This is a genomic window from Mycobacterium sp. IDUB_19, from assembly GCF_055419445.1.
In genome coordinates, this window is record NZ_JBVAXR010000053.1 from 1 (window position 1) to 22,715 (window position 22,715).

1 protein-coding gene is annotated in these 22,715 nt (G+C 65.6%); it reads left to right on the forward strand.

The features are described from left to right. Positions 1-22,715 (forward strand): helix-turn-helix domain-containing protein (locus ACZY0B_RS25025; RefSeq protein WP_463766934.1); only part of this gene is annotated, 22,715 nt, incomplete at both ends.

A 22,715-nucleotide genomic window follows, 5' to 3' on the forward strand; every position in this document is an offset into this window, starting at 1 on the left:
CAACGCCCAGGTGGCCTACTACGGCCACACCAGCGGTGTCGATCCGACGGTACGGGCGATGCCAGTCGACGGCGTAGACGTGATTGCGGTCAGACAACTGTCGAACAAACCCATCCGCACCGCAGAGTCTGGGCGGGGCTCGCCGCAGCTGACCCCGCCCGAGGACCAGGTGCTTGCGCTGCTGGCCGAGGGGCTGACCAACAAAGACATCGCCGAGCGGTTGGGCTGCAGTCAGAAGATCGCCGAGAAAGACGTCCAGGACTTGCTACACGAGCTGGGTGCACGCGACCGCACCCACGCGGTGGTGCTCGCTTTCCGGTGCGGGCTACTGGATCTGGGCCCTTCGGGCGCCGAGTCGCCGCAGGGCCTGCCGCAGCTGACGGCGCGTGAGAGCCGAGTGCTTCCGTTGGTGGCCGAGGGCTACGCCGATAAAAGGATCTCCAACTGGTTCGGCTTGACTGAAGAAAACGTCCGTTGGTGCGTCGAGAGATTACTGAAGAAGCTTGGTGCACCCAATCGCACCGTCCTAGTGGTGCGCGCTCACCGGTATGGGCTGCTAGACGTGTCGGGGACACACTTCTTACGCCTGGTGCGAGCGGAAGATGCGCCTAGCGATGACGCGCAGAAGAACTGGTCGGCGGTCCGTGATGCGTTGGCTTGGTTGAGGGAGTCGTTGTCGGACTGGTCGGAGGGCAAGCGCGACGACATCGTGTACGCGCTGGTTCCCGTGTTGGCCTATGCACTCAACAATACTGTCGGCGCGGTGGGGCTGGTCATGCACGAAGCCGGTGCGCGGGGCGATCGCGAGCTGCTGGTCACCGTCGTGGACACGGGCAGTGAGCTGCCTCCGCCGAATGTCGTTGCCAGCTCGTTGTATTCGCCGCTGAATGCCCGTTTGCGCGACGATGACACGCAATGGGGCCGTGAGATTGAGTTCGGGATCCGCGAACACGTAGGGTTTCCGCCTGAACTGGTTGCTGCCGTCAAGGGTATCCGCCCTGTCTGGCTGGACGCGCCGCGCGCGATTTCCCTAGCCGTTTCGGATCGGAACTTTGGCCGGCTGGCTCGTGGGCTCAAACCGTATCTGCTCGAAGGGACGTCAGAGCACGTCGCGGCCGAGTTGAAGCGTGTCGGGAGGATCAATGAAAATCGCCTCATCGACCAGCCGACCGATCCGGAGGCGGCATGCATCACGTGCCGCTTCGGCGGCGAGGTAGTCACCGTGCACGTCTATCCGTTCTCTCATCGCAACTTTCGGTCTGCGTGCTACCGGTTAGAACAGGCGGGGCGAGCCGAGGCCGCAGTGACACCGCCCGAATTTGCGGCCGCTGCCATCGAACGGCTGCCTGATGATGCCAATGAGGGGTTCGAGTCAGGACCGGTTGCGGGATTCGGGGCCGCGGAGGGCACGGCATCAAGGGCGTTGTGGCAGTGGCTTTTGGCGGGCTTTGACCCAAGGTCGGTTCCAGATTTGAGTGCTGATGGTGCACGGGTTGGTGAGGATGCGTCGGCGGCAGGCCGCGGCGAGGTGTCGGAGGTGGTGGAGCCCGATGCGCCCAGGCAGCCCAACGCTCCGCCCGCAGAACTACTTCCGGGTGAGCCCGCTGGGGATGCTGATTCGTCGGGGTTGTTGGGGGCTACCGATCCCGGGGAGTATGGCCCGGGTTGGCGGTATGTGATGGTGCCGGTGAGCACTCTAGGTGTGAGGCTTCGTCAATTGCTGGGCTCGGATTCTCGGGTGGCTGAGTCGGTTTCTGAGGATGTGTTAGTCCGTAATCCCGACCGGGTTGGTAGCCCGGTCGCGTGGTCTCGTAAAGCGGTCCTTATCGACGCCGAACATCTACCGCGAAGTGCGGGGCTTGTTATTCGGTTTCCCATGTGGCAGCTCGTGGACCCCGGCATCACAGGTGATCAACTGATGGCCGACGAGCACCGCAAGGGCACCCCGATCGTCGTGGACACCTTGTCCGGACCGGGTGTGCAGATCATTGGCGTGGTCATTCCTGAGGTCGAAAATGCCGCCGGCGCCGCGGCACCGGTCGATGCGTGGGACGCCGAATGGTTGCAGCAGTTGGCCGCCGAGCGTGGATTACCGATTGTTGAGATCCCGGTGATGCCTCGGCACGAGCCGCGTGTTGAGTTGGGGCCCCAGGGGTGGTGTGTGGTGGTCCCGCTCAACCACCGGGGTGAGGGCGGCACCTATCCGTTGACGGGTGCGGGGGCGTTTCGGTCGGTTGAAACCCAGTACGCCACTGGGTTGTTGCTCTATCCCGGTCAGCTCGGTGCGGCATTGCGGGGTTTGCAGACGGCGGGGGTCAGCGATGAGGAGTTGCGGGTGATCGCCGCGGATTACGAATCGTTGGTGGATCGCACCGAAAAACCACGGGTGTTCTTGGGTCGTTCGGGCACCGATCCCGATGGTGATGAGGTCATCGGGGTGACCATCGGGGACCAGGACTTTCCGGATTCCACCTACGGGCTATACGAGCGGCGCACCGTGATCACCGCTGAGGGGGCGCACAGCGGTGATGTCCATTCCGACCGGCGGGAAGGCTGGTTGCGGGTTCTGCACCCGAGGCGGACCGCGGAGTTTATCGAGGAGGCCAAGCAGCGCTACCCGCATTTGGCCGGGCAGCTCGATGCGTTCTATCAGCAAGTCCGGGCGCCCAACGCCGAGCAGTGGGCCCTTGCTCAGCGCCTTGACGGGCCCATCTCCGACGACGTTATGCAAGTGGCCAACCAATGGGCGGGCCGGCTCATCGATTGGCAGGCGGTTCAGGCCAGGCCAGCACGGGATACCGCAATAGGCCTGTCGCAGATCCTCGCGAGCATCAACGCCGGCGTCCCCGCCGAAGAGCCCGACGCGCCGAGCCTGGCGCTTGATGATGCGGAACGTGCCCAATTTGAGGCCCAGATCACGGCGATTCGCGGCGAGATCGCGTCGTTGCGGTTGGTGTCGGAAGGTTCTGCGGTGCAGGCAGATCAGGCGACGTTGGAGTCGCTGCTAGCTCGTGTCGAGCGTGTCGTCACAGAGTATGAGGGCATGCTGGCGCGGTTTGAGGACAGGTTGCGTCGGTTGGGTGATGGGGCGCCGGAGGAGATGGGGTTTCATATCGATCCCGAGTCGCGGTGGCTTTGCGCGCGGGGCATGGACGTAGGGTCGCTGCGCCGTGGCGGGGAGAGCCTGTCGGCGCCGGAGGAGGTCTCGATCGAGGATCCGGACCTGCGCGCGTTCTGGACCGTCATCGAGGAACTGCACGGTGTGCGCGGCGCGACGGGACCGCAGGATCCGAATTACGTTGAGATCCATGGACTGGCGGAGCTGCAGGCTGCGCTGGCCAACGCCACACCACGGCAGCGCGCGCTGCTGGCCGAGACCGCTGGGCGCATCGTGGCAGCCGTGCGCAACGCGCTGACCCACGATGCGACGCTGCCGCCATATCAGATCAATTTCAAGCAGATGGGCTCTCGTCTGGTCAACACGTCGTGGGCGAAGTATCAGACCCCCGGCCTCGATGACTTCGCACTCAATGTCTTTGCACTCGACATCAACGTGGCGGCAATTCTGAACCCGCAAGAATTCGCCGACGATTACGCCCGGGCCCAGGCGAGGAGAGACTTGGAGAAGGGCAGCGGCGACATGTGGACCGATGCGCTGCTGCATGATCTGTTCGGTCATGGTTCGCAGTTCGCCAGCGGGTGCAGGCTCGAAATGGTTGCCGGGCAGCCCCGAGCCGTCACGTGGGTGGAGCGCAGCGTCGACAAGCACCTCGATGCGGCGTTTGCAGCCTTGACGGTGGCCGGTCAGATCCGCCCCGACAGGTTCAGGTGGGAGTTGGGGCTGTCGCGGTACGCCCGCGATCGCGCCGACCGTCGCAAGTTGAACAAGCGCGAAGCCCAGGCCGAGAGCGCAGTGTATGTGCTGGGCAACCCGGAATCGGACTGGCGGTCGGTGAAGTATGCGTTGTATCGCTCGTTGCGGGGGTGGCCGGTGCTGGATGCGGCGACGGTGGCGCGGTTGCAGGCCGCCGAGCGGTTGGGTATTGCCACGCCGCATCTGCTTGATCCCGCCGAGCTGGCCGCGCAAGTCGTGGATCGGGAGTTGGCCGCGGTGCTGTCGGAGGCGTCGGCGCCTTTGGTGTGTGCTGTGCCGCAGTTGGTGTTTGGGCAACGCCACCAGACGAACCGCGGTATTGCCACCGGGATCACTGTTCCCGATGCTGACACCGTGCATGTGGCGGCGCTACCCGGGATGGGTTTGACCGCAGCCGAATTCGCCTATCATGCCCGTGGTCACAGGACGGCCGGGCCGGATGGGCAGCCACTCAAAGCCGCACCGGCCGACGGGAAATGGGTCGATAACCCCGACCTCGCTGAGCTGGTAGCCCGGCTGCTCGACAAGAGCGACTCGACCGATCTGGTCTATCTGGTGACCAGCCCGTCTGGGGCCGGGGAGCACGGGCACGTGTGGACGCTGACCGTCCTCGACCCCGAAGACCAGCGGTCCGAAGAAGGGCAGGTGCAGCTGCATGTGGTGGTCGCTGCACCCACTCCCGAAGACCCTTACGCGGTAGAGGAATTCGACTACGCGTGCTCGACTGCAGCCGACGTGCGCGGCCACATGCCACGCGAACCCGACCACGCCCTCCTCATCAACCGCGACGGCACAGCCCAACCCGCCACCGACCCCGGCCCCATCTACACCCTGGGCGATCTCGGTGACGACCCAACACCGGATGAGCCAGCCTCGGTTCCTGAGCTCCCGGGGCCGGATTCCGAGTCGTCCGTCGACGCGGCCGATCAGCTGACGGCGCGATTCGGGCCTGCGGAATTGCTGCAGGTTGTGGCTGACTTCGTGCCGGGTGTGGATCTTACTGTCGAGTTCGGTGCGGCCAGCCCCGCACAGCGCCAGGTGCGCGGTGTGGCCGAGTACCTGGCGGGGTCGGGTGAGGCCTCGGAGTTCGTTCGGGCGGTGCGTGATAGCCGGCTCGATGCTGACGTGGTCGGGGACCTCGACTGGGGGGGACTGGCCGAGCGGTTGTATGTGGCGGCGGTTCCCTCGGCGACGATTGACCGGGTGCGGTGGAGGTTAACTCAGATCCTGTCGCAGGGCACGCTGGTCGTGACCGAGGCCGAAGATCCCGCCACCGGCCACGGCCCGGCTAGAGTCAGTCCAGATGGCTTCCGTCGGATCGGGGACGGCCGCTCCGCACCATCCGAAGACGTTCATGACGGCGACCTGATCGGCGCCTTTGACGAAGCCGAAGAGGAGCAGGGGTGGTGGCACGCTGAGGGTGCCGTCGGGCCGCAGCCGCGATCACGCCAGTGGTATCGGGCCCAACCGTGGGACTGCCGCAACGTGGACCTCGCACACCCCCCCACCCTGCGCCAGGTCCGGCGGGCCGGCAACGCCGATCCCGACGCAAACCGTTCCTTGAGCCGCGAGGTTGCTGACGATATGTCAGCCGGCTATGGGCCGTTCTTGATCCAGTTCGATGTTTCGGCCGGGCAGTTCTCCGGTGAGGTCTCACGAGACGGTGAGCCGCGGGGCAGGGTGCAGATCAGCGCTCGCTTTGACGAGCAGCACCTGTTGGTGACTGTGGCTGTCGACGGCGTGCCGGACGCGGAACGCGCGGAGCTCAGCCGTGAACTGAAAACCGGGTTGAGGCCCTACTTGCTGGGACGCTCGGGCGCCAATCGTGTCACGTGGCCCATCGGTGACACGGCAGCTGACACAGAGCCGGGCGTCAGTACGGAGGAGCCAGGATGCGTCGGCGACGTGCCCACCAATGATGCTGAGGACGCGAGTTGCATACAGCGCGAGCTGGAGTTCGTACAGCGCCGCTCCGGCGGCCGGGCTGGGGTGCCATCCCTGGCCGATGTGCTCGGGGACGACGCATGGGAGATCGCCAGCCCCTGGACGTTTGCGAAACGGGTGCGCGACGCGAGCGATGTCGCCCGACACGTGTTGGTGCGCTACTGGGGTCCGCAGGGTTCGAATGCATCCGAGGGGTCGGCGTTCACGTTGACCGAGACCGCGGACGGGCTGTGGCTGCACGAATCGGTGCAGGTGGCTGAGCGCCTCGAGGAGCGCAACCATTTGGGCGTGGATGCCGAGCAACGGCTGCGAGAGCTTGCGGTGGCGGGTGCCCAGTTCGTCGGGATCGTCGTCAACGCGACCGGCCAAGCCCGCTCTGCGGGACCGAGTGCCGATGTGGGCTTCGAGGACCCCGCGGGCGCTGCCGCCGCGAGGCTTCACGACCATCTCGACGCAGCCTTTGCGGCCCTGCTGGCAGCCGGTGAGATCCCGCCCGACAGGACCAGCTGGGAGGCGCAGTTGTCACAGCACAGCCGCGATCCGCGCGCAGCCCCGGCCGAGATCGTCGTGTGGGTGCTGAGCAACCCGGCTTCGGACTGGCGCTCCGCGTGGTACGCCATCTCTCGCTGGGTGTTTGGGATGTCGGTGCTGGATGCGGCAGTGGTGGCGCGGTTCCAGGCGGCCGAGCGGTTTGGTATGGACCAACCGCATTTGCTGGACCCCGCCGCGCTGGTGGATGCCGAGTTGGCAGGGCTGGTGTCGGTGCCGCTGGTGTGTGCGGTCGGGCAGTTGGGGTTCGGGAAACGGCGCTTCGTCACTGGGGTCACGACGCCCGACGCCGACACTATCCATGTAGCCGCGCTGCGCGGGAGGGGGTTGACGGCAAGGGAATTCGCCTACTATGTGCGCGGTTACGGGACCGCCGGTCGCGACGGTCAGCCGCTGCAAGCCCCACCCGGCGGCGCTGGCTGGGACGACAACCCCGATATCGCGGCGCTGATGGAGCAGCTGCTCGATGACACCGATCCGACCGCTCTGGTCTACCTGGCAACCAGCCCACCGGAGTCCGAGGAGTCTGAGCAGTTCGAGGAGTCCGAGGAGCTCGGCCATGTGTGGTCGCTGACAGCCGAACGTGGGCAGGTGCTGTTGCACGTGGTCGAGGCCGCCCCCACCGAGACGGATCCCTACGCGATAGACGAATACGACGTTGCGTGCTTGACCGAAGCCGATGTGCGCGGCCACCTCGATCTCGAAGACGGCACCACACTGCACGCCATCGCCGTCAACAACGACGGGAGCGCCCAACCCGCCTGGGGCCGCGGCCCCACCTACAGCCTCGGCCAGCTGGACCCCGACCTCTCCAACACATCGGTCGCCAATGATGACGGTCCGACGTCGTTGGCAGCTGCGATGGGAGCGACCGCGGCCGATGAGGGGACACCTGTGGGTGCTGAGGCTGCCGAACGGCCCGGTGACGAGAGCACCACGATCCCCGCCCGCGACCTCGTCGGCGCCTCCCATGTCCCCCGCGAATCCGGTGGTATCGCGGAGTCGCCCACAGGACGCGAGGGCGTTCAACATGACGTGCACTACGCACGGAAACGGACGAACACCCGCAACGCCGAACATCTGGGCGAGGTGATCGAGAGCCGCAGCCCGCAGCGGCTTAGCCGGCTCGCTGAGATTCTTTCTGGCGGGTGTGGATCAATCGACGTCAAGCTGGAGGCAACTTTCGAGATCCCCTGGTGGAGCGTCGCCGCACTGCTGGGGAGGCCGATGCAAGACAACAAGAGCGCCTACTTTTTTGGCGACGTGCTCCACGGCGGTCAGGAGATCGGAAAGATTGCGTGTGCCTCATACCGTGACACTGAGGATAATCTGGTCGTCTTTTGCGACGACGTGCAAATCTTCGAAGAGTACAAGCATTTGCGGGGCACGGGACTTGCCAAGTGGTTGTGGGAGATTCAGCGCTATTTCGAGCACGCCGGGGTTGACCGCATCGAGTTCCTCGCTTCGGGGTACGGCGCGCGAACATGGGCGCGCCGAGCCAACTGGGCCCCGCTAGAGTTGCGATCGTCGCTGGGCGAGATCAAGCAGGCGGCTGGTCAACTGTTGCCGCGGCTCGGCGAGGTGGCCAAAGCCGAACTGCTCGAATTCATGAAGCGGTTGGAGCCGGACAACCGCGCCCTGCCAAAGCCCATCGACGTGCTGAAGCTCTCCGCGCCCGGGGAACCCGATCTGGGCCTTCAATTGCTGAGCCTGGGCAACGCAGCGTGGTACGGGGTGGTGTATTTGCGCGGCGATGATGTGCGGTTGGCTCGTGAGCCCAGGCATGAACTGGACGCAGGGATCGAGCGCGCGGCCGATCGCGACGTCATTGACCCGGCGTTGGCCGAACAGGCCGTGGTGGTCGGTGATGCGGCGATCGTGCAGGCGTTGGGTGCTGGTCCGCCGGGGGCCACCGACGTGATCGAATTATCGGTCCCCCAGGCACTGTTCGAGCAGCTGAAGGCCGCCGAGGGTTGGACGCCGGTGCCGATCAGTGAGCAGGAGGACTACCGCACTTTGCCCGATGGGCGTGTCGTCGGGGTGTGGCCGCGCGTACACCGGCGGCATCCGGTTTTGGCGCGCGGTCGGCTGCGGGTGTCCTGCGGCTGGCGCGGTCTGGTGTCGCATGAGGATTTGCTGCGCCGGTCGTGGCAGGCCGAGCCGGGGGGAGTGCGGGTGGCCGGTCTGGCCGATGTGTATGCGTGGACCCAGCAGCGCGGCATGCCGGGCGATGGCGAATCGGTGGATTGGATTAAGGATTATCTGCTGAACCCGACGACCGTGCCCTTGTCGGTGGATGTGCTGGCCGGCGAGATCAATGAGATCACCGACATGTTGGGGCGGCGGCTGGGGCAGGAGGTGATCGCAGCGCCGCGGGTCGCGCGGTTCATCCGGCTGATGGCCGAGGGCCTGTTCATCAACCGTGTGGTGTATGGGCATCCAGACATCGGTAGGGCCAACCACCTGTACGGGTCGTTCGAGCTGCGGGATTACCAGGTTGCGGCGTTCTACCACAACGGATTTGCCGCGCTGGACGACTTACGGCACATTCTGGACAACGGCATGCTGCTGCACGCCGACCCCGAGTTGATCATGCTGGCGATGGTCGCCGACGCCTGGAGCGACGACGTCTACGGCGGCGGCAGGCGCAGTGACAATCCGGACTGGTTCGACGAGTTGGCCTCGGCCAGTCTGTTGCTCGATCGAGCCCTGCTGCACGGGGTCGACGTGGGTGACGTCAGGCTGATGGCAATGGCGGTGAACGCCACCGCATTTGACGAACGTACCGGACGCCAAGCGGTGGAGTTCATCGATGAGCTGCGGCAGCGGTGGCAGCTCAGCGGCTCGCGGGAGAGGTCGCTCGGCGACGTAGTCGCCCGCTGGGTGGCCGCAGTCGACCTGCAGGGCCTCTCAGAGCCAGAGTCGGCGGTGACGTCCATCGATCTGGCGGTCGAGGATCTGATGTCTAAGCGGTTCAGCCCGCTGCGGGTGCTGGGCCGCACACTGGGCATGATGGGCATCCGGGTCAACCACATCGAACACGTGTTGCGATTGATGGCGGTGTATGGCCACCTGTCGCCGGAGCCGTTCAGTTTCGCTCCGGACACCACGGTGCGCAGGGTCTTCATCGATCGGCTGCGCGGCAATGCGGCGTTCCTGGATCCCGAGTCGGGTTGCCGGTACCCCGACGGTTGGGTGCTGGGCAACCGCGACATGCGCCGCGATCATGCCGCCAAGCTCAGACAGATCGCCGACCGGCTGGAAACCGACCGAAGCTACCAGCCGTTGGACGCATACCGCGACGCTCAACAACACTCCTCGGACATGCGCGAAAAGTACGCGGGGTTCCGCTGGCAGCGGGTGATCCGCACGGGTGGGCAGCCGTGGAACCCAAGCGAGATCGCCGATACCCTCGCCGCGCAGCTGCCCGGGTCCGACCGGCGCGGAACGTCGCGGGATGCCATCGACGCCGCACTGCGCATGCTTGCGCTAGCCGAGCCGGTCGCGGCAGAAGACGCCGCGATCGTGGTGACCCTCAGCGAGGACGCAGACGGGCGGCCCAAGCTACGTGTCCAGCTGGACTACATGCGCACGGAGCCCACGCACTCCGATCCAGGCCTCACCGAAGACACGGTGCGGCAGACCCTTTCGGGAATCGAATGCCGAACGACCACGCAGACGGCCGATCCGTTGCCGCGCGGCCAGATCTGGCACCGGATCATGCTCGACTTTGACAACCCAGCACCCGACGACGGCCAGGACCGCAGCGGGCTTGCTGGCCGCCCGGCTACCGGGCCGCCCGTCCTGCCCGGGGCCGCCGGTGCACCCTTTAAGGGCCGCGGCGGGGCTGAGCATGGCGGTGCGGGTCCGGATGAGCGGGGGCCGCACGACACCCGCGGCGACCGTGGCGACGACCACCCCACCCCGGATGCCGGCACGGGTAGCGGCGGGGCGGGCGGCCACCTCGACGTCGCGGGCCGCGGCGGTGCTGATGACGGTGAAGCGGCAGGGTTTCCGTCTCCGGACGACGTGGCGCAGGCCGAGTTTCGAGATCTAATCGCGCAGTTGGATCTCACGGCGTTGTCGGTGGAGGCGGTCACCGCGGCGCTGTATCGGGAGCTGCCGATCGATGAGACGACGGGCTTGCTTAACGGTTGGCGTGACGGGCTCAAGGTGGGCGAGGTGATGCGCGCCCAGTTGCATGTCGCCGAAACCGGCGAGAGAGCTTTTGTGGTGGAGCTGGACATCGCCAACCTCAGCGGCATGGATCAGGCGTTGGGGAGCGAGGAAGCCGATCGCCACTATCGCAAGCTGGTGGGCTTTGTCATTGCGGCACTTAAGGAAACGGGGGCGGTGGCGGTGATCGAGCGTGTCGGCGGTGATGAAATAACTGCGGTCGTTGTCGGAGACATCGACGAAGCGGCCGTCGCCGCGGCGGCGCAGAGAATCAAAGCTCAGGCGCGCGAATACGTTGACCGAAATGGTCTGTACTTCCCGCATCCAAAACATCCGGGCCAACCGGAGTATAACGCTGTCGGGATACACGAGGGCCACGCGGAGATTCGGATCGGTGTGGTGTTCAGTGAGATCCTCGACGACGCAGACGATGGGGTGGAGCGCAGTAAGACAAGCAGCCGGGCGATCGCAGGAGAGCCGGGATCAGCGACGGGGGCCCACGGGGCTGACACAGAGGCAGCGGCGTCGGCGCCTCAGGAAGCGCAAACGCGAACGGGCTCACAAGAGGCGGGTGGCCAAGGTGAAGCCGGCGCGCCGGCAGAGCCCGCACGCCGTACTCGCTACCTGCAGCCCGAGGAATACAAACTCGCCTTGTTCACGAAAAAGGCGGCTGCGATCGTCGAGGAGATCCGGGCAGGCCGTGCGACCGTCGATGCACTTTTCGCCCTGTACGAGCCGCCGGACCGGGATGCGGTCACCGGTCTCTACGAAGCTCGGGGTACGCAACTGTTGAAGCAGATGATCACCGACGCGCGCCGGTGGACACGCGATCACCCCGACGAATCGGCCTTTGTCTTTATGGCCGAACTGGAGGGCCTTTCCCTCATTAATGAGCATGTCCAAAACCGGGTCGAGGTCGCCAACGACCATTACGGCGCCCTGGCCGGCGCCTTCGAATACCCTCTCAAGGGGACACCGGCGCAAGCCCATGCGATGCGTCAAGGACCCAAACTCATGGCCGCCGTTGTGGTCGGCAGGGTCGACGATTCCTCCATGAGCGCCGCGAAAACCGCGATCGGCAAAGAAAGTGGCGCTTACATCCGGCGCGAGGGAATGGCGGACCTTCCGAATCCGAAGCACCCCGACCGGCCGGGGGTTCACCTACGCGTCGGCTATGTCGATATCGCGGACCTTGACGAGGTCGAAGATGTGGTTGCCGCTGCCAAACAGCGGATATTTGGTGACGACTCGGGTAAGGGTTCGGCGGTGCTTGCTGCCGGCCGTGAAGTCGTCGAGTCTCCACAAGGCCTGGGCGGTAAAGAAACTGAGCCCCCCGCTGGCATGGGCGAGCTGCACGACACGCCGACAACGCAGGCGGTCCACCTACTCGATCCGTCACCCACTCACCAGACTTCGGGTGAGCGGCCGCCCGACCTCACGTCGATCAACGATGAGTTCCGGGGCGAGAACGGGGCGCTACTCACCGGCGAGGGCACACCGGCGGTCGAGAGGGCTTCGCTCACCGACGAAGGCACCTCGCCGACCGATGGGGTGGGCGCGCCGACGGTCGCTGCCGGGGCGTCCGATGAGGAGATCGTCGCCCTGGTGTTGCGCGCGCGAGCTGGTGATGTTGGGGCCGAGGATGCTCTGCGGGGGATCTATGGCCCGGGGATTGAGCAACTGATGCGTGACGTCACGGGCAGCGCGGAGACCGCGAGTGCGCTGTCGGTGACGATCTTCGCGGAGGCCTTCTTCGCATTGCGCGGTGGCGAGAGCGCGACTGAGAACCCGCGGGGTGTCTTCGAAACGTGTTTGGCGCAAGCTGCATCCAGCGGCGCGGTGTTCGGGGTGTTGTTGGGCGATGCACGTACGTCGCTGGGATGGAGCCAGAGAGAATTGGGCAGGCAGGCCGGAGTGAGTGCGAGACACATCGGCTGTGTCGAGTCGGGCGAAAAAGGGCTGCGGAGGAGGACCGCTGAGGGGCTGGTTGCGGTTTTCGTTGCGGCTGGGGCGTGGTCGGAGGATACGGCGCAGCGGATACTCGACCATTTCTTCCCTCGGGCCAAGGTGAAACCGTTGATCGAATACGGGGAGGACAAATTCGGGGAGTGGCTGCGCGATATGCGCGGGTCACTCGGATTGACCCTGGTTCAACTGGCCGAGCGGGCCGGAGTAACTCAGACCGCGGTCCGCAATTTCGAGTTGGGCAAGAGGAAATCGTCGAGGGGTACCGCTGAGGGGCTGGTTAGGGCGCTGGGGTTGTCGGGTGAGGTGTTGTGGGCGGTGCTCGACCATTTCTTCCCGGTGCCGCCGGTGCAAGCGTTTCTCGTGCCCCCGAATGTCTTGAAGGTCTTCGGAAAGTGGCTGCGCGGGGCACGGAAGTCGCGCGGATTGACCCTGGAAGAACTTGCCGCGCAGGCCGGAGCGAGTCCAAGCCATGTCACCGAAGTCGAGTTGGGCGAGAAGAAGCCGTCCGCGAAGCTCGCTGAGGGGTTGATTGTGGCGACGGGACACACGGTGGCCGAGGCGCGCCGGGCCGTCATGTGGGTCTTGGTCGGCCAGGAATATTCGGGTTTGCGCCGCAGCGCGGTTGACTTGGTGAGTTCGGTGCGCACTTGGCGTAACAAGTATTTCGCGACAGTGGGACATTATCCCGCCGATGATCAGGTAGCCGCTGCCTTGGACTTGTCGTTGGCAGAGATTGAATTCGCGCGTGCTGTGGTCGAGCGGAATCGTTTGATCTCGATCGAAAGCGAGTTTTCCGGGCGCAGCGCGATGGCGGATCCGGTGGTTGAGCTGGCTTTGAGTGATAGCGATCTACTGGACTTTGTGGGCACCGTGTTGGTGGATCTGTCGGCCGCAGAGATTGAAACGATCCTGGACCACCTGGTATTCGGGGGGCCGCTGAGGGTGGTTGCCCAGGGGTGGGGGACCGATGAGGCTGCGGCTGCGGTGCGCATCGAGGCCGCCGAGCAGCGCCTGCGACAGGCCTTCGGTCCACCGGAACGCGGTGACGCGGACCATTATGTACCCCACGACGAAACTCCCCTCGAGCCTGTGGGGCCGGTGAAACCGTTGACCGAGTACGGCACGGACGACTTCGGGATGTGGCTGCGCGACAACCGTCAATCGCGCGGCTGGTCCCAGAAGGTATTGGCCCAGCGGGCTGGGGTGGGTCCAGCCACGATCAGCAATGTCGAATTGGGCAAGATAACGCCGCCGAGGTACAGGGTTGAGCAGCTGGTTTCGGCGCTGGGGTTCTCGGGTGCGCCGTTGCGGGAGATTGTTGATCACTTCGCGGCGGTGCAAGCGCTGATCGAGCCCGGGGAGGTGTTGAGGGTCTTCGGGGAAGCGCTGCGCAGGGCACGCGAGTCGCGCGGATGGGCGGGGCCCCGACTCGCCGAGCGAACCGGAGTGGCTGCTAGCACCATCAGCAATGTCGAGCACGGCAGGTGGCCGCCGTCCTCGAAGCTGGCTGAGAAGTGGATTGCGGCGCTGGAGTTGTCGGTTGCCCAGGTGCGCGAGGCCATGATGCGGATCATGGTCGAGGACGCCTATCCGGATCTGGCTGGCCGCGCTGGGGAATGGGTGCGCTTGGTGCACAGCCAGGGCGTGGGCCATTTCGAATCAGCGGGTAACCATCTCGCCGATGGTGAGGTGACCGATGCCCGGCGTGCGTCGTTGGCACTGGGTGAGTACGCGCGTGCTGTGATTGCGCGGCGTCATTCAATGGATGTCCCGGTGCTTGAGCCAAAGTTGAGCGACAGCGAAGTGCTGAACTTCGTCCGCGCCGCTTTGGTGGGACTGCCTGAAGAACAGATCGATGCCATCCTCGAGCACTTGACGTTCGGGCGCTGGCAACCTGTCACAGCGGCTGAGCGGTTGGGGACCGATGCGGCCGCGGCCGGTGAACTCATCCAGTGGGCCGAACAACGCCTTCAGGCGGCCCTCGGTTCGTCTGGTTTGTCGGATATCGGTGCTCCGGACGGTTCTGACCACCGTCTCGAGGGTGAGCTAGACGAGCCTGATACGCCGAGTCAGTCCCGCGCCGAGCCTGCAAACCGAACGCTTCTGGCGGCCGATACCGAGCCCGTGGCGACGGCGGCCGATGACAGCGACGACGGTGCGTCTGACCGGACCCGGTTTGAGGCCGAGATCGTAATCGAGTCGGATGGACTCGACCCGGTGGTGTGGGAGACGTTGTGCGAAAAGTTGGAGTCGTCGGATGCGGGAGGCTTTCTCGTTGCGCTCGCGGGTGCGTGCGAGGGGTCGTTAGCTGGGTTGGCGCGTCGTTGCGGTGTACCGCTGCCAACATTGCTCGCTGTCGCCAGGAACCGGCGCCGGGGTGAGCTGCCGACCTGGCGGAAGCTGGTCCTCGGGGCGGGGCTCTCGGAGTCGCAGCAACAAGTTGTATTGCAGCAGTTCTTTCCGGGCCGGCTGGATTCATTTAGCACCGATCCAAAAAGGCACCACAGCCTGGGAAGTTTGGTGACGGCCAGGCGTCTGGCCAAACAATGGACTCGCCAACAACTCGCCACGGAAGCCGGCGTCGGCTTGAAAACGCTGGACGATGTCGAAGTCAACCACCGTCTACCGCTTGATCGGGTGTTGGTGGCGCTGTGCGGCGCGCTGGATATTTCCGAGGCCGATGCTGGCCGGGCAGATGCTGGGTTGGTGGATGTGTGGTGTGCTCGTTTTGATCTCGATATCAAGGGTCGTCTGTCGCAGACGTGGGGCATCACTGACGCGGTGGGGCAGGTGCCGTTTGTGGCGGCGGTTGAGGTGGAGGCGCACCGGAGTGTGGCGGGGCTGCCAAGCAATTCCGATGTGCGGCGGTGGTTGTTGGCGTTGGTGGATTTTGTGGTGTCGCGGGATCGGGTGGCGGGGTTGGTGGGGTCGGATCCGTGGGCCTATCGGGTGATCGTCGGGGCGGACAGGGCGACGTTGCAGGCCGCAGTCAGCGGGCAGAGCGTTATTAGTCGTCCACATCAGGTGGTGCTGCGGGGGCTGTGGGCCAATGCGCGGCGCGCGCGGGTGCGCCAGGTGTTGCGCGAGGGGTTGGGGATCGCTTGGAGCGAGGATCGGCTGGTCTTGGAACAAAAGCGGGTGGTGCGGGTGCTGGCCGGGGTGTTGGCCGGTGCGCCGGCGGCCTTTGTATCCAGGTTGTGTGTGCAGGTAAGCGCCAACGACATCAGCGTTTTGTATGCGCCGGTGCGGAGGGGTAAGCCGGCGGCGGTGGCCCCGATCCGGGCTCCCCCGGATGCGCAGGATGTTGACACGGCGCTGATGGCGCTGGCGGCCAACGGTCACCTCGTTTACCGCGGCACCGGGCAGCAGGGCCTGCGGGAGGTGCAGCGGTTGGCGTGCACATCGTTGGAGGGTGGTGCTTCGCGGGTCGGTTATGGCGTGTGGGTGTTGGAGTCCCCTAAAGATGACCAGGGGCGCCCTGTCAAAGATGAGCACGGGCGCCCCGTTGCAGGGCATGTCTATTTCGTGTACCGCGATGTCGATGAGCGGGGTCGGGTCAGTGTCCGCAAGATCGACCGCAACAACGGCGGTGTTGGTGTCGTGTTCGATACGGCCGAGGTGGGGGCCAACGTCGATATCCACGGTATCTGGGTGGACCCCAACGGAAACCCCGTCGAGCAGCTCTATGACTTTCGTCCCACCTTTGATGCCGACGGCAACTGGACCAACCCGGACCAACTAGAGCTGCTTGACTACACCCCACTAGGCGACAAGCAACAAGCCCAAAAACACCGCCCCACCCCCACCGCCGCAGGCCCCCTCGGCGAGGGTCCATTGCCGGATGACGGCGACGCCGTGTTGGGGCGGGTCGATGATCTTTGTGATCGGGCTCGACACGATCTCGACGCGGCGCGGGACGGTGTTGGGTACCTGGCTTGGCTGGCGGGAGAGCCGCTCGAAGGCCTGTGGGAGGGCCCTGCGACGCTGTCGCGGCTCGAGGATGTGCGGGATGCGGCGCACCGAGACGTGATCGCCGGATTGCGGCACCAAGAGGTTGTAGCCGCGCTGGAACATCTCGCGGCGGCGGGCCGGCCGAAGTTGCGTTTGGTGTTCGACAGGGACTCGGCGGCGGTGACCCAGCTGGTGGTGGATTCGGTGCAGGAGGCGTTGACGGCGTCTCCGGATCGCTACGTGGGTGCGGTTTCAACGATGATCGAGAACTGCGAGCGGTTCCTGAACCTCGCTGGGCTGATTGACAAGATTGCCGAGTTGACCCGCGTCGAGAAACGCGTTGTCGGCTTCGAGGAGTTGCGCGAGGCGCTGCGCACCGCGTTGGAGCGGCGGCGCGATTACTGGGCGACGCAGGTGGCTCTGCTTGAGTGGACTGGTCCCGAGGAGGAAGGCGCGGAAGCGGTATCCGCGAACGAACATTGGCGCGGCGAAGTCGATCGGTTGACCGCGGCGGCCGGTGAGCTCGTTGAGCTGGCGGCAGCGCAGGAACGGCTCATCTCTCAGATCAGGGACACCACGAGTGATAACGGGATGAGGCAGGCCGCGCAACCACACGGCGTGGCATTGCCCGATCTGGCAGAAAGTTCGTTGGAGCTGGAATATCTGGTCGGCCTGCGTGATGGGGCACCGGATGACGGGCAAGTGCGGGCGCTCGTTGCACACGCCCAGGCGATCAACGGCCTATGGCGTGAACACAGCGATCTGGAAGAGAGGTTGAATTCGCTGTTGGCAGAGGTAGTTTCGTCGCTCGTCATGGACGCCGACGACCCCGAGACAGCGCAACGACTCCCGTCCGATGACGCCGAGCCGACCGCTGATGACGGTGCTACGGCGAACCTGGCCATGCCCAAAAACATTCGCAGCGTCCCCCCCGGCCCCAGCGATAGTTCGCCAATCGGCGACGACGATGGCTCGGATCTCGAAGGATCCGACGGCGCTGCAGGGTTTTCGCTGGTCCTCGCAAACGGTGATCTGGACGGGGTGGGTGGGGCGCGGCATCGTGTGACCGCCTGGCTGGGTGCTCTGGGCTGGCTGGACAGCGATCAGGTCGACTCGATGATGTTAGTGGCTAGTGAGTTGGTGGCCAACGGGGTTGAGCACGGCCGGGGGCTGGTGACGGTGATGGCGCAGGCGATGCGCGGTGGACCCGGTGAGCGGGGGGTGCGGATCACGGTCGCCGAGGGCAGCCGTCAGGTGCCTCCACTGGTGGTGATTGACCAGGTGCCGCAATGGAGCCTCGAAGATATCGACGAGTCGTTCTTGGACGACGAGGACCAAGACGTTAGCGAGGCCGGGCCGAGCAAGCAGCAACGGGCAGAGCGCCGGCGGGGCATGAAGATTGTGGGCGCGGCGGTCGCTGAGCACAACGTGGTGGGGGGCTACACCGTTAAGGGTGCCGGCAAGACCGTGTTTGTGGAACTGTTCGAGAACGCAGTGCCCCAACGCGTCGCGACGGCGGCCCCGGAGCGTGGCATCAGCCTGGCGTGGTCGGATCCGCAGACGACCATTTCGGCGATTAGTGATCTGCTGTCGCGGCATGACTGGCCGAAAAGGAGAGCGCGGCGTGATTCCACGGACGCCGATGCCATTGCCACGGATGCCGTTGATGCGATCTTGTCGCTGATACCCCGCCAGGCCACCTATGCGGAGCATCCGGTGCGGGTCGTCGCAGAGGTGCTCGACGGTGAGTTCGGTGAGTGCGTGCGGGTTACCGTCGCCGACGGCGGCCATGAATTGACCGATGTGGCACGGTTGCAGCGCTATCCGCGATTCGGCGCCGAACTCGATTCCGCCGGTCGACGTGTGTGGTTCGACATCGCAGACCACCATGGCAAGAGTGCGAGCCGCAGCGAGCCGGAGTCGGCCGGGGGCGCCCCCGCGCACGACCACAGCAGCGGTGGGGTTGTAGTGGCGACGGGTAACAATCCAAACGATCAATCCCTCAGCCGCGTACACGATTTGGGTACCTCGGTCGACCGCGGCACCTTCGATGCCGACGGCAACTTGATCAACCCAATCGAACTAGACCTGGCCGACTCCACCCCACCACCGCAGCCGGACCAGCCCGACTTCCGACAACACCGACCCGCCCCCACCGTCGCCCAGGCACCTTCGGATGCAGATCGCAGGGCAGACATCTCCGCCGGTTGGTCGGGCGGCAACAGCTCGGCAACCGAACCGCCCGGAAGCGGGCTCCCGAGACCAGATTCCGAGTCGCCGGCTACCGACGTCGTCCTGTCGCGGCTCGCCGATCTCGGTGATCGGGCTGTCGGGCGGCGCGACACGTTGCGGGAGCATGTTCGCGACCTGGCATCGCAGGCAGGGGAGTCGCCGGAAAATATGTTCTATGGCAGTGCGGCGCCGTGGTGGCTCAAGTATGAGCGGGATGTAAGACACCGGCTGGTGATCGCCGGGCTGCGGGAGCCGAAGGTTGTCGCCGCGCTGGAATACCTTGTGGGGCTGGGGTATAAGGCGCTGCGTTTGGTGTTTGGCCGCGATGCGGCGGCGGTGACCACATCGGTTGTGATTTCGGTGCAGGACGCTTTGGAGGAGGGTTTGGAGACATCTCCCGACCGCAACTCCAACGCGGTTGCGAACATGATCTGGAATTGTCAGCGGTTCGTGAGCCTGAACGCGCTGATTGACCAGGTTGCCGAGTGGGCCGGTGTCGAGCAACGAATTATCTGGATCGAGCGGTTCTGGTCGGCGCTACACACCGCGGAGTACCAGCGCATCTATTGGGCGGGGCGGGTGGCGGCGCTCGGGTCGGTCGGCCGCGAAGACGCTCTTGCGGAAGCGGTTGCCGAGCACGAGCTTTGCCGCGAGCAAGTCGATCGGCTGACCGCGGCGGGTGGCGAGCTCGCTGAGCTGGCGGCAGCGAGCGAACGCGCCAGATCCCAGATCTGGCACAAGACAAATGAGGTGCCGATGTTTCGGGCCGCGCAGTCGTACGGGGTGCGACTGGCCGAGCTGTTTGAAGATTCATTGGAGCTGGAATTCCTGGCCGGCCTGCGCGACGCGACGCCGGACGACGAGCAGCTGCATGCGCTTGTTGAGCGTGCCGAGGCGATCAATGCCCTGCGTCGCGAACGCAGCGAACTGGAAGCGCGGCTGGATTCAGGGTTGGCGCAGGTGGTTTCGCAGCTCGTCACGGCCGCCGACGATGGCGATGCGGCGCAACGATTCGCCTTGGACGACACCGAGCCGACCGGTGGCGGCGGTGCTGCGGGCCCCGGCGAATCCGTCGATACCAGCGTGCCGGGCAGCGAGCGGGAGGCGTGGCGATGGATGGCCGCGAAGGAAAGCGAACTGGCGCAGTGGCTGGGCGTGATGTCGGTCGATGTCGACGGGGCGCTTTCGTCGCCGCCCGACACGCTGCTGGATGCGCTGGAGAGCCAGGCGGTGCGTAAGGCCGCCCAGAACCTGCCGGAGGAGAATTACGTCGGATTCGCTGGACTGGTCGCGGAGTATCTGATGGCCATCGCCTGGACGTCTGTCTACCAGCAGCGGTGGGAGGCTTTGGTTGCTGACGAGCGTACCGCTGCCGCGGCGGCGGACCCGATCGGCGAGTTGGAAGCCAAATACGAAAGCGCCCGGGAATCGGAGTCGCAGAGGGAAGCCGAGCTCAAGCGTCTGCTGGCCGGGCTGGTGGCCACGTTGCCGCGGGCGGCGCAGCAGGAGCTCGGAGAAATGCCGCTAGCGGTTCGGGTGTCGCGGTTGTTGCTCGGGGGTCTCTTCTGGCACAGCCGGGAATTGGCCTACGAGCTCGTCGAGGCGCATGTGTGGCTCGAGGTCGCCCAGCGGGAGGTGTCCTGGCTCGAGTGGGTGTTCGAGCAGGCCCGCCGCGACCAGGACGAGGCCCGCAGCGAACCGCATTCGTCGAAGGTGCTCGATGAAGCGGACGCGCTGCTCGCGGCGCTCGGGGATGAGCTCGGTGCCGACTGGGGCGATGCGTCGACAAACGCGGTCGCCGACGGGGAAGTGGACGACGAAGACCTCGGAAGCATACGGAGACGGCTGGCCCTGCATGCCGTGTCCCGGCTACCCGATCGCGACAGCCCCCACCCGGTGGGGACCGTCGAGTGGGCCGCCGACCAGCTGCAGCCCACCGAGTACTCGGCGCGCGGCGTTGAAGTCGTATACGAGAACGAGTTCGTCGCCGACGGGCGGGAGCAGGCGGCCGCGGTCGCCGAGTGGTGGCGCGGGCTGACCGATGAATCGCTGCCCCCGGCGTTGCGTGAGCTGGCCGACCGCTATCCGGGCGAGGTGTCCTGGCCCGGGATGGCGGGGCTGAGCACGCTTCAGGCCGCCGTGTTCAAACAGTATTGGATCATTTTCACGCGCACCCTGGGTTTGCCGCTGACGGTGACGACCGCAGCCTGCGATTTGCTGGTCAGCCATGCAGCCGATCCCGATCTTTATCCGCGGCTGGGCATTGGCCTCGCCTTTCATTTGAACGCCGTGGAGATGGTTGAGGGCACCACGGAACTCGACGGCAATGAGATCACCTCCGAAGACGCGGACTTCGGTATTCGCTTCGTCAACATCGTCAACGGTTCGGCCATGTTCACCTACGGCGACTTTGAGCGCGCGGATCGGCGGATATATGTGGTGACGTCTCACGACAGTGCACCGAGCGCGGCGGACTACTGGCGGATGCATCATCTGGGTTTGGGCCTGCTCGCTGATATGCGGGACCTGGTGGCTACGATGCCTCCGTCCGAGCGGTCAGCGGTCCCGCGGGTCGCAGTGGTGGGCGTGCTGCGGTGCGCTCCGGATTCGCCGGAGGGCCGCGGGCTAGTGTTGCGTCGCGATATCGCGGTGGCCGCCGCGCTTGACCCGCTTCCCGGTGAATTCGTCGTTGTCGGGCTGGGCCAAGGGTCGAGCACGGCGCTGGCCGCGGTCCAGGGAGGGGGGCTGGCCGCCGAGGGTTTGGGCACGGTAGTGCTGGTGGACCCCGGCGATGCGGACGCAGATACAGAGGTCGGCGACAACGTGCGGGTGTTGCTGATCAATTCGGCGTCGGGCGACGTCGGCGGCCCGCGAGGGCCGCAGCCCGGGGGGTTGTGGATGCGGGGCATCGACGGCGCCGAACGGGCTGACCTGTTGCGGGCGGACCAGTCGTCGGTGATGCGGCGGGTGTTCGCGCGGATCGCTCTGGGCCTGGATATCTCGGCCTACCTGCCGGGTCTGGAGGTCTTTGGGCGCCGCGCGCCCGACCTGCAGCGGTGTATGGGGGTGGGTAATGAAATCCAGCTGGCCGCGGGTGTGGACGGTTTCGCGCTGCCCGGCGATGCCGATGAGTGGTGGTTGCTGGAACAGACGACCCGGGGCCGGCTGGAACGGGTCACGATGGTCGTCGACGGTGAGCCGGTTGCGGTGGTCGCCGAGGGTGGGGTCGCGCTGGTGGAAAACGCGCTCGCCGAGGTGTGCAGGCGCTTTGTGGTGGGCGCAGATGGCGTGGCCGAACAGCAACGGCCGCCGCTGGATTCGCTGATCCTGGTGGTCGAAGACGGTGCCGACGCGCATCGCGCGGATGCGTTTTATGAGGAGACCACCGGCACGACGTGGGTGGCCGACACTTTGGTTGGCGGGCCTCTGGAATACGACCGCTGGCTGCAGGTGCAGGCCTACCGCAGTGTGCGACGGGCGTGGCGCATCGGATTCCGCTACGACGTTGATGAGCTTGCTTCCGACGTCGGCGAGACCGTCTATGTGCTCAAGCCGGTCAACACAGACCTGCATGACGTCAACCCGAAGCTGGTTGACCCCTATGCGCAGCACCCGGAGATGCCCCAGTGCCCGATCAAGGGAGCACCGCAGCAACCCGACCCGGCCGAGGAGCCGGCTGCGGATTTTGAGGACGAGGGACCCGGGTTGTCACGGGAGTCGCCCGAGCCGGGTGGAGTCAATCCGCAAGCGTGGGAGGCGTTGTGCGCCGAGGTGGGGCCGGCATCAGGTGATGTGGTGGACGGCCCAGCCGATGCAACCGTGGTGGCCGATGGTGGTCGCGCAACCGGTGCGGCGGTGGTCGACGGCGCCGCGGGTGATGCGACGTCTGACGCGCCGGACGATGAGCCGAGACGCTTTCTTGGACTCGGTCCTGAGCAGTTGGTGGCTTTCGATGGTGTGGTGGCGGGCCTGTCGGCGCTGGAGCGGGATTATTTGGGGCTGCGTGAGCGGGGGTTGGGCA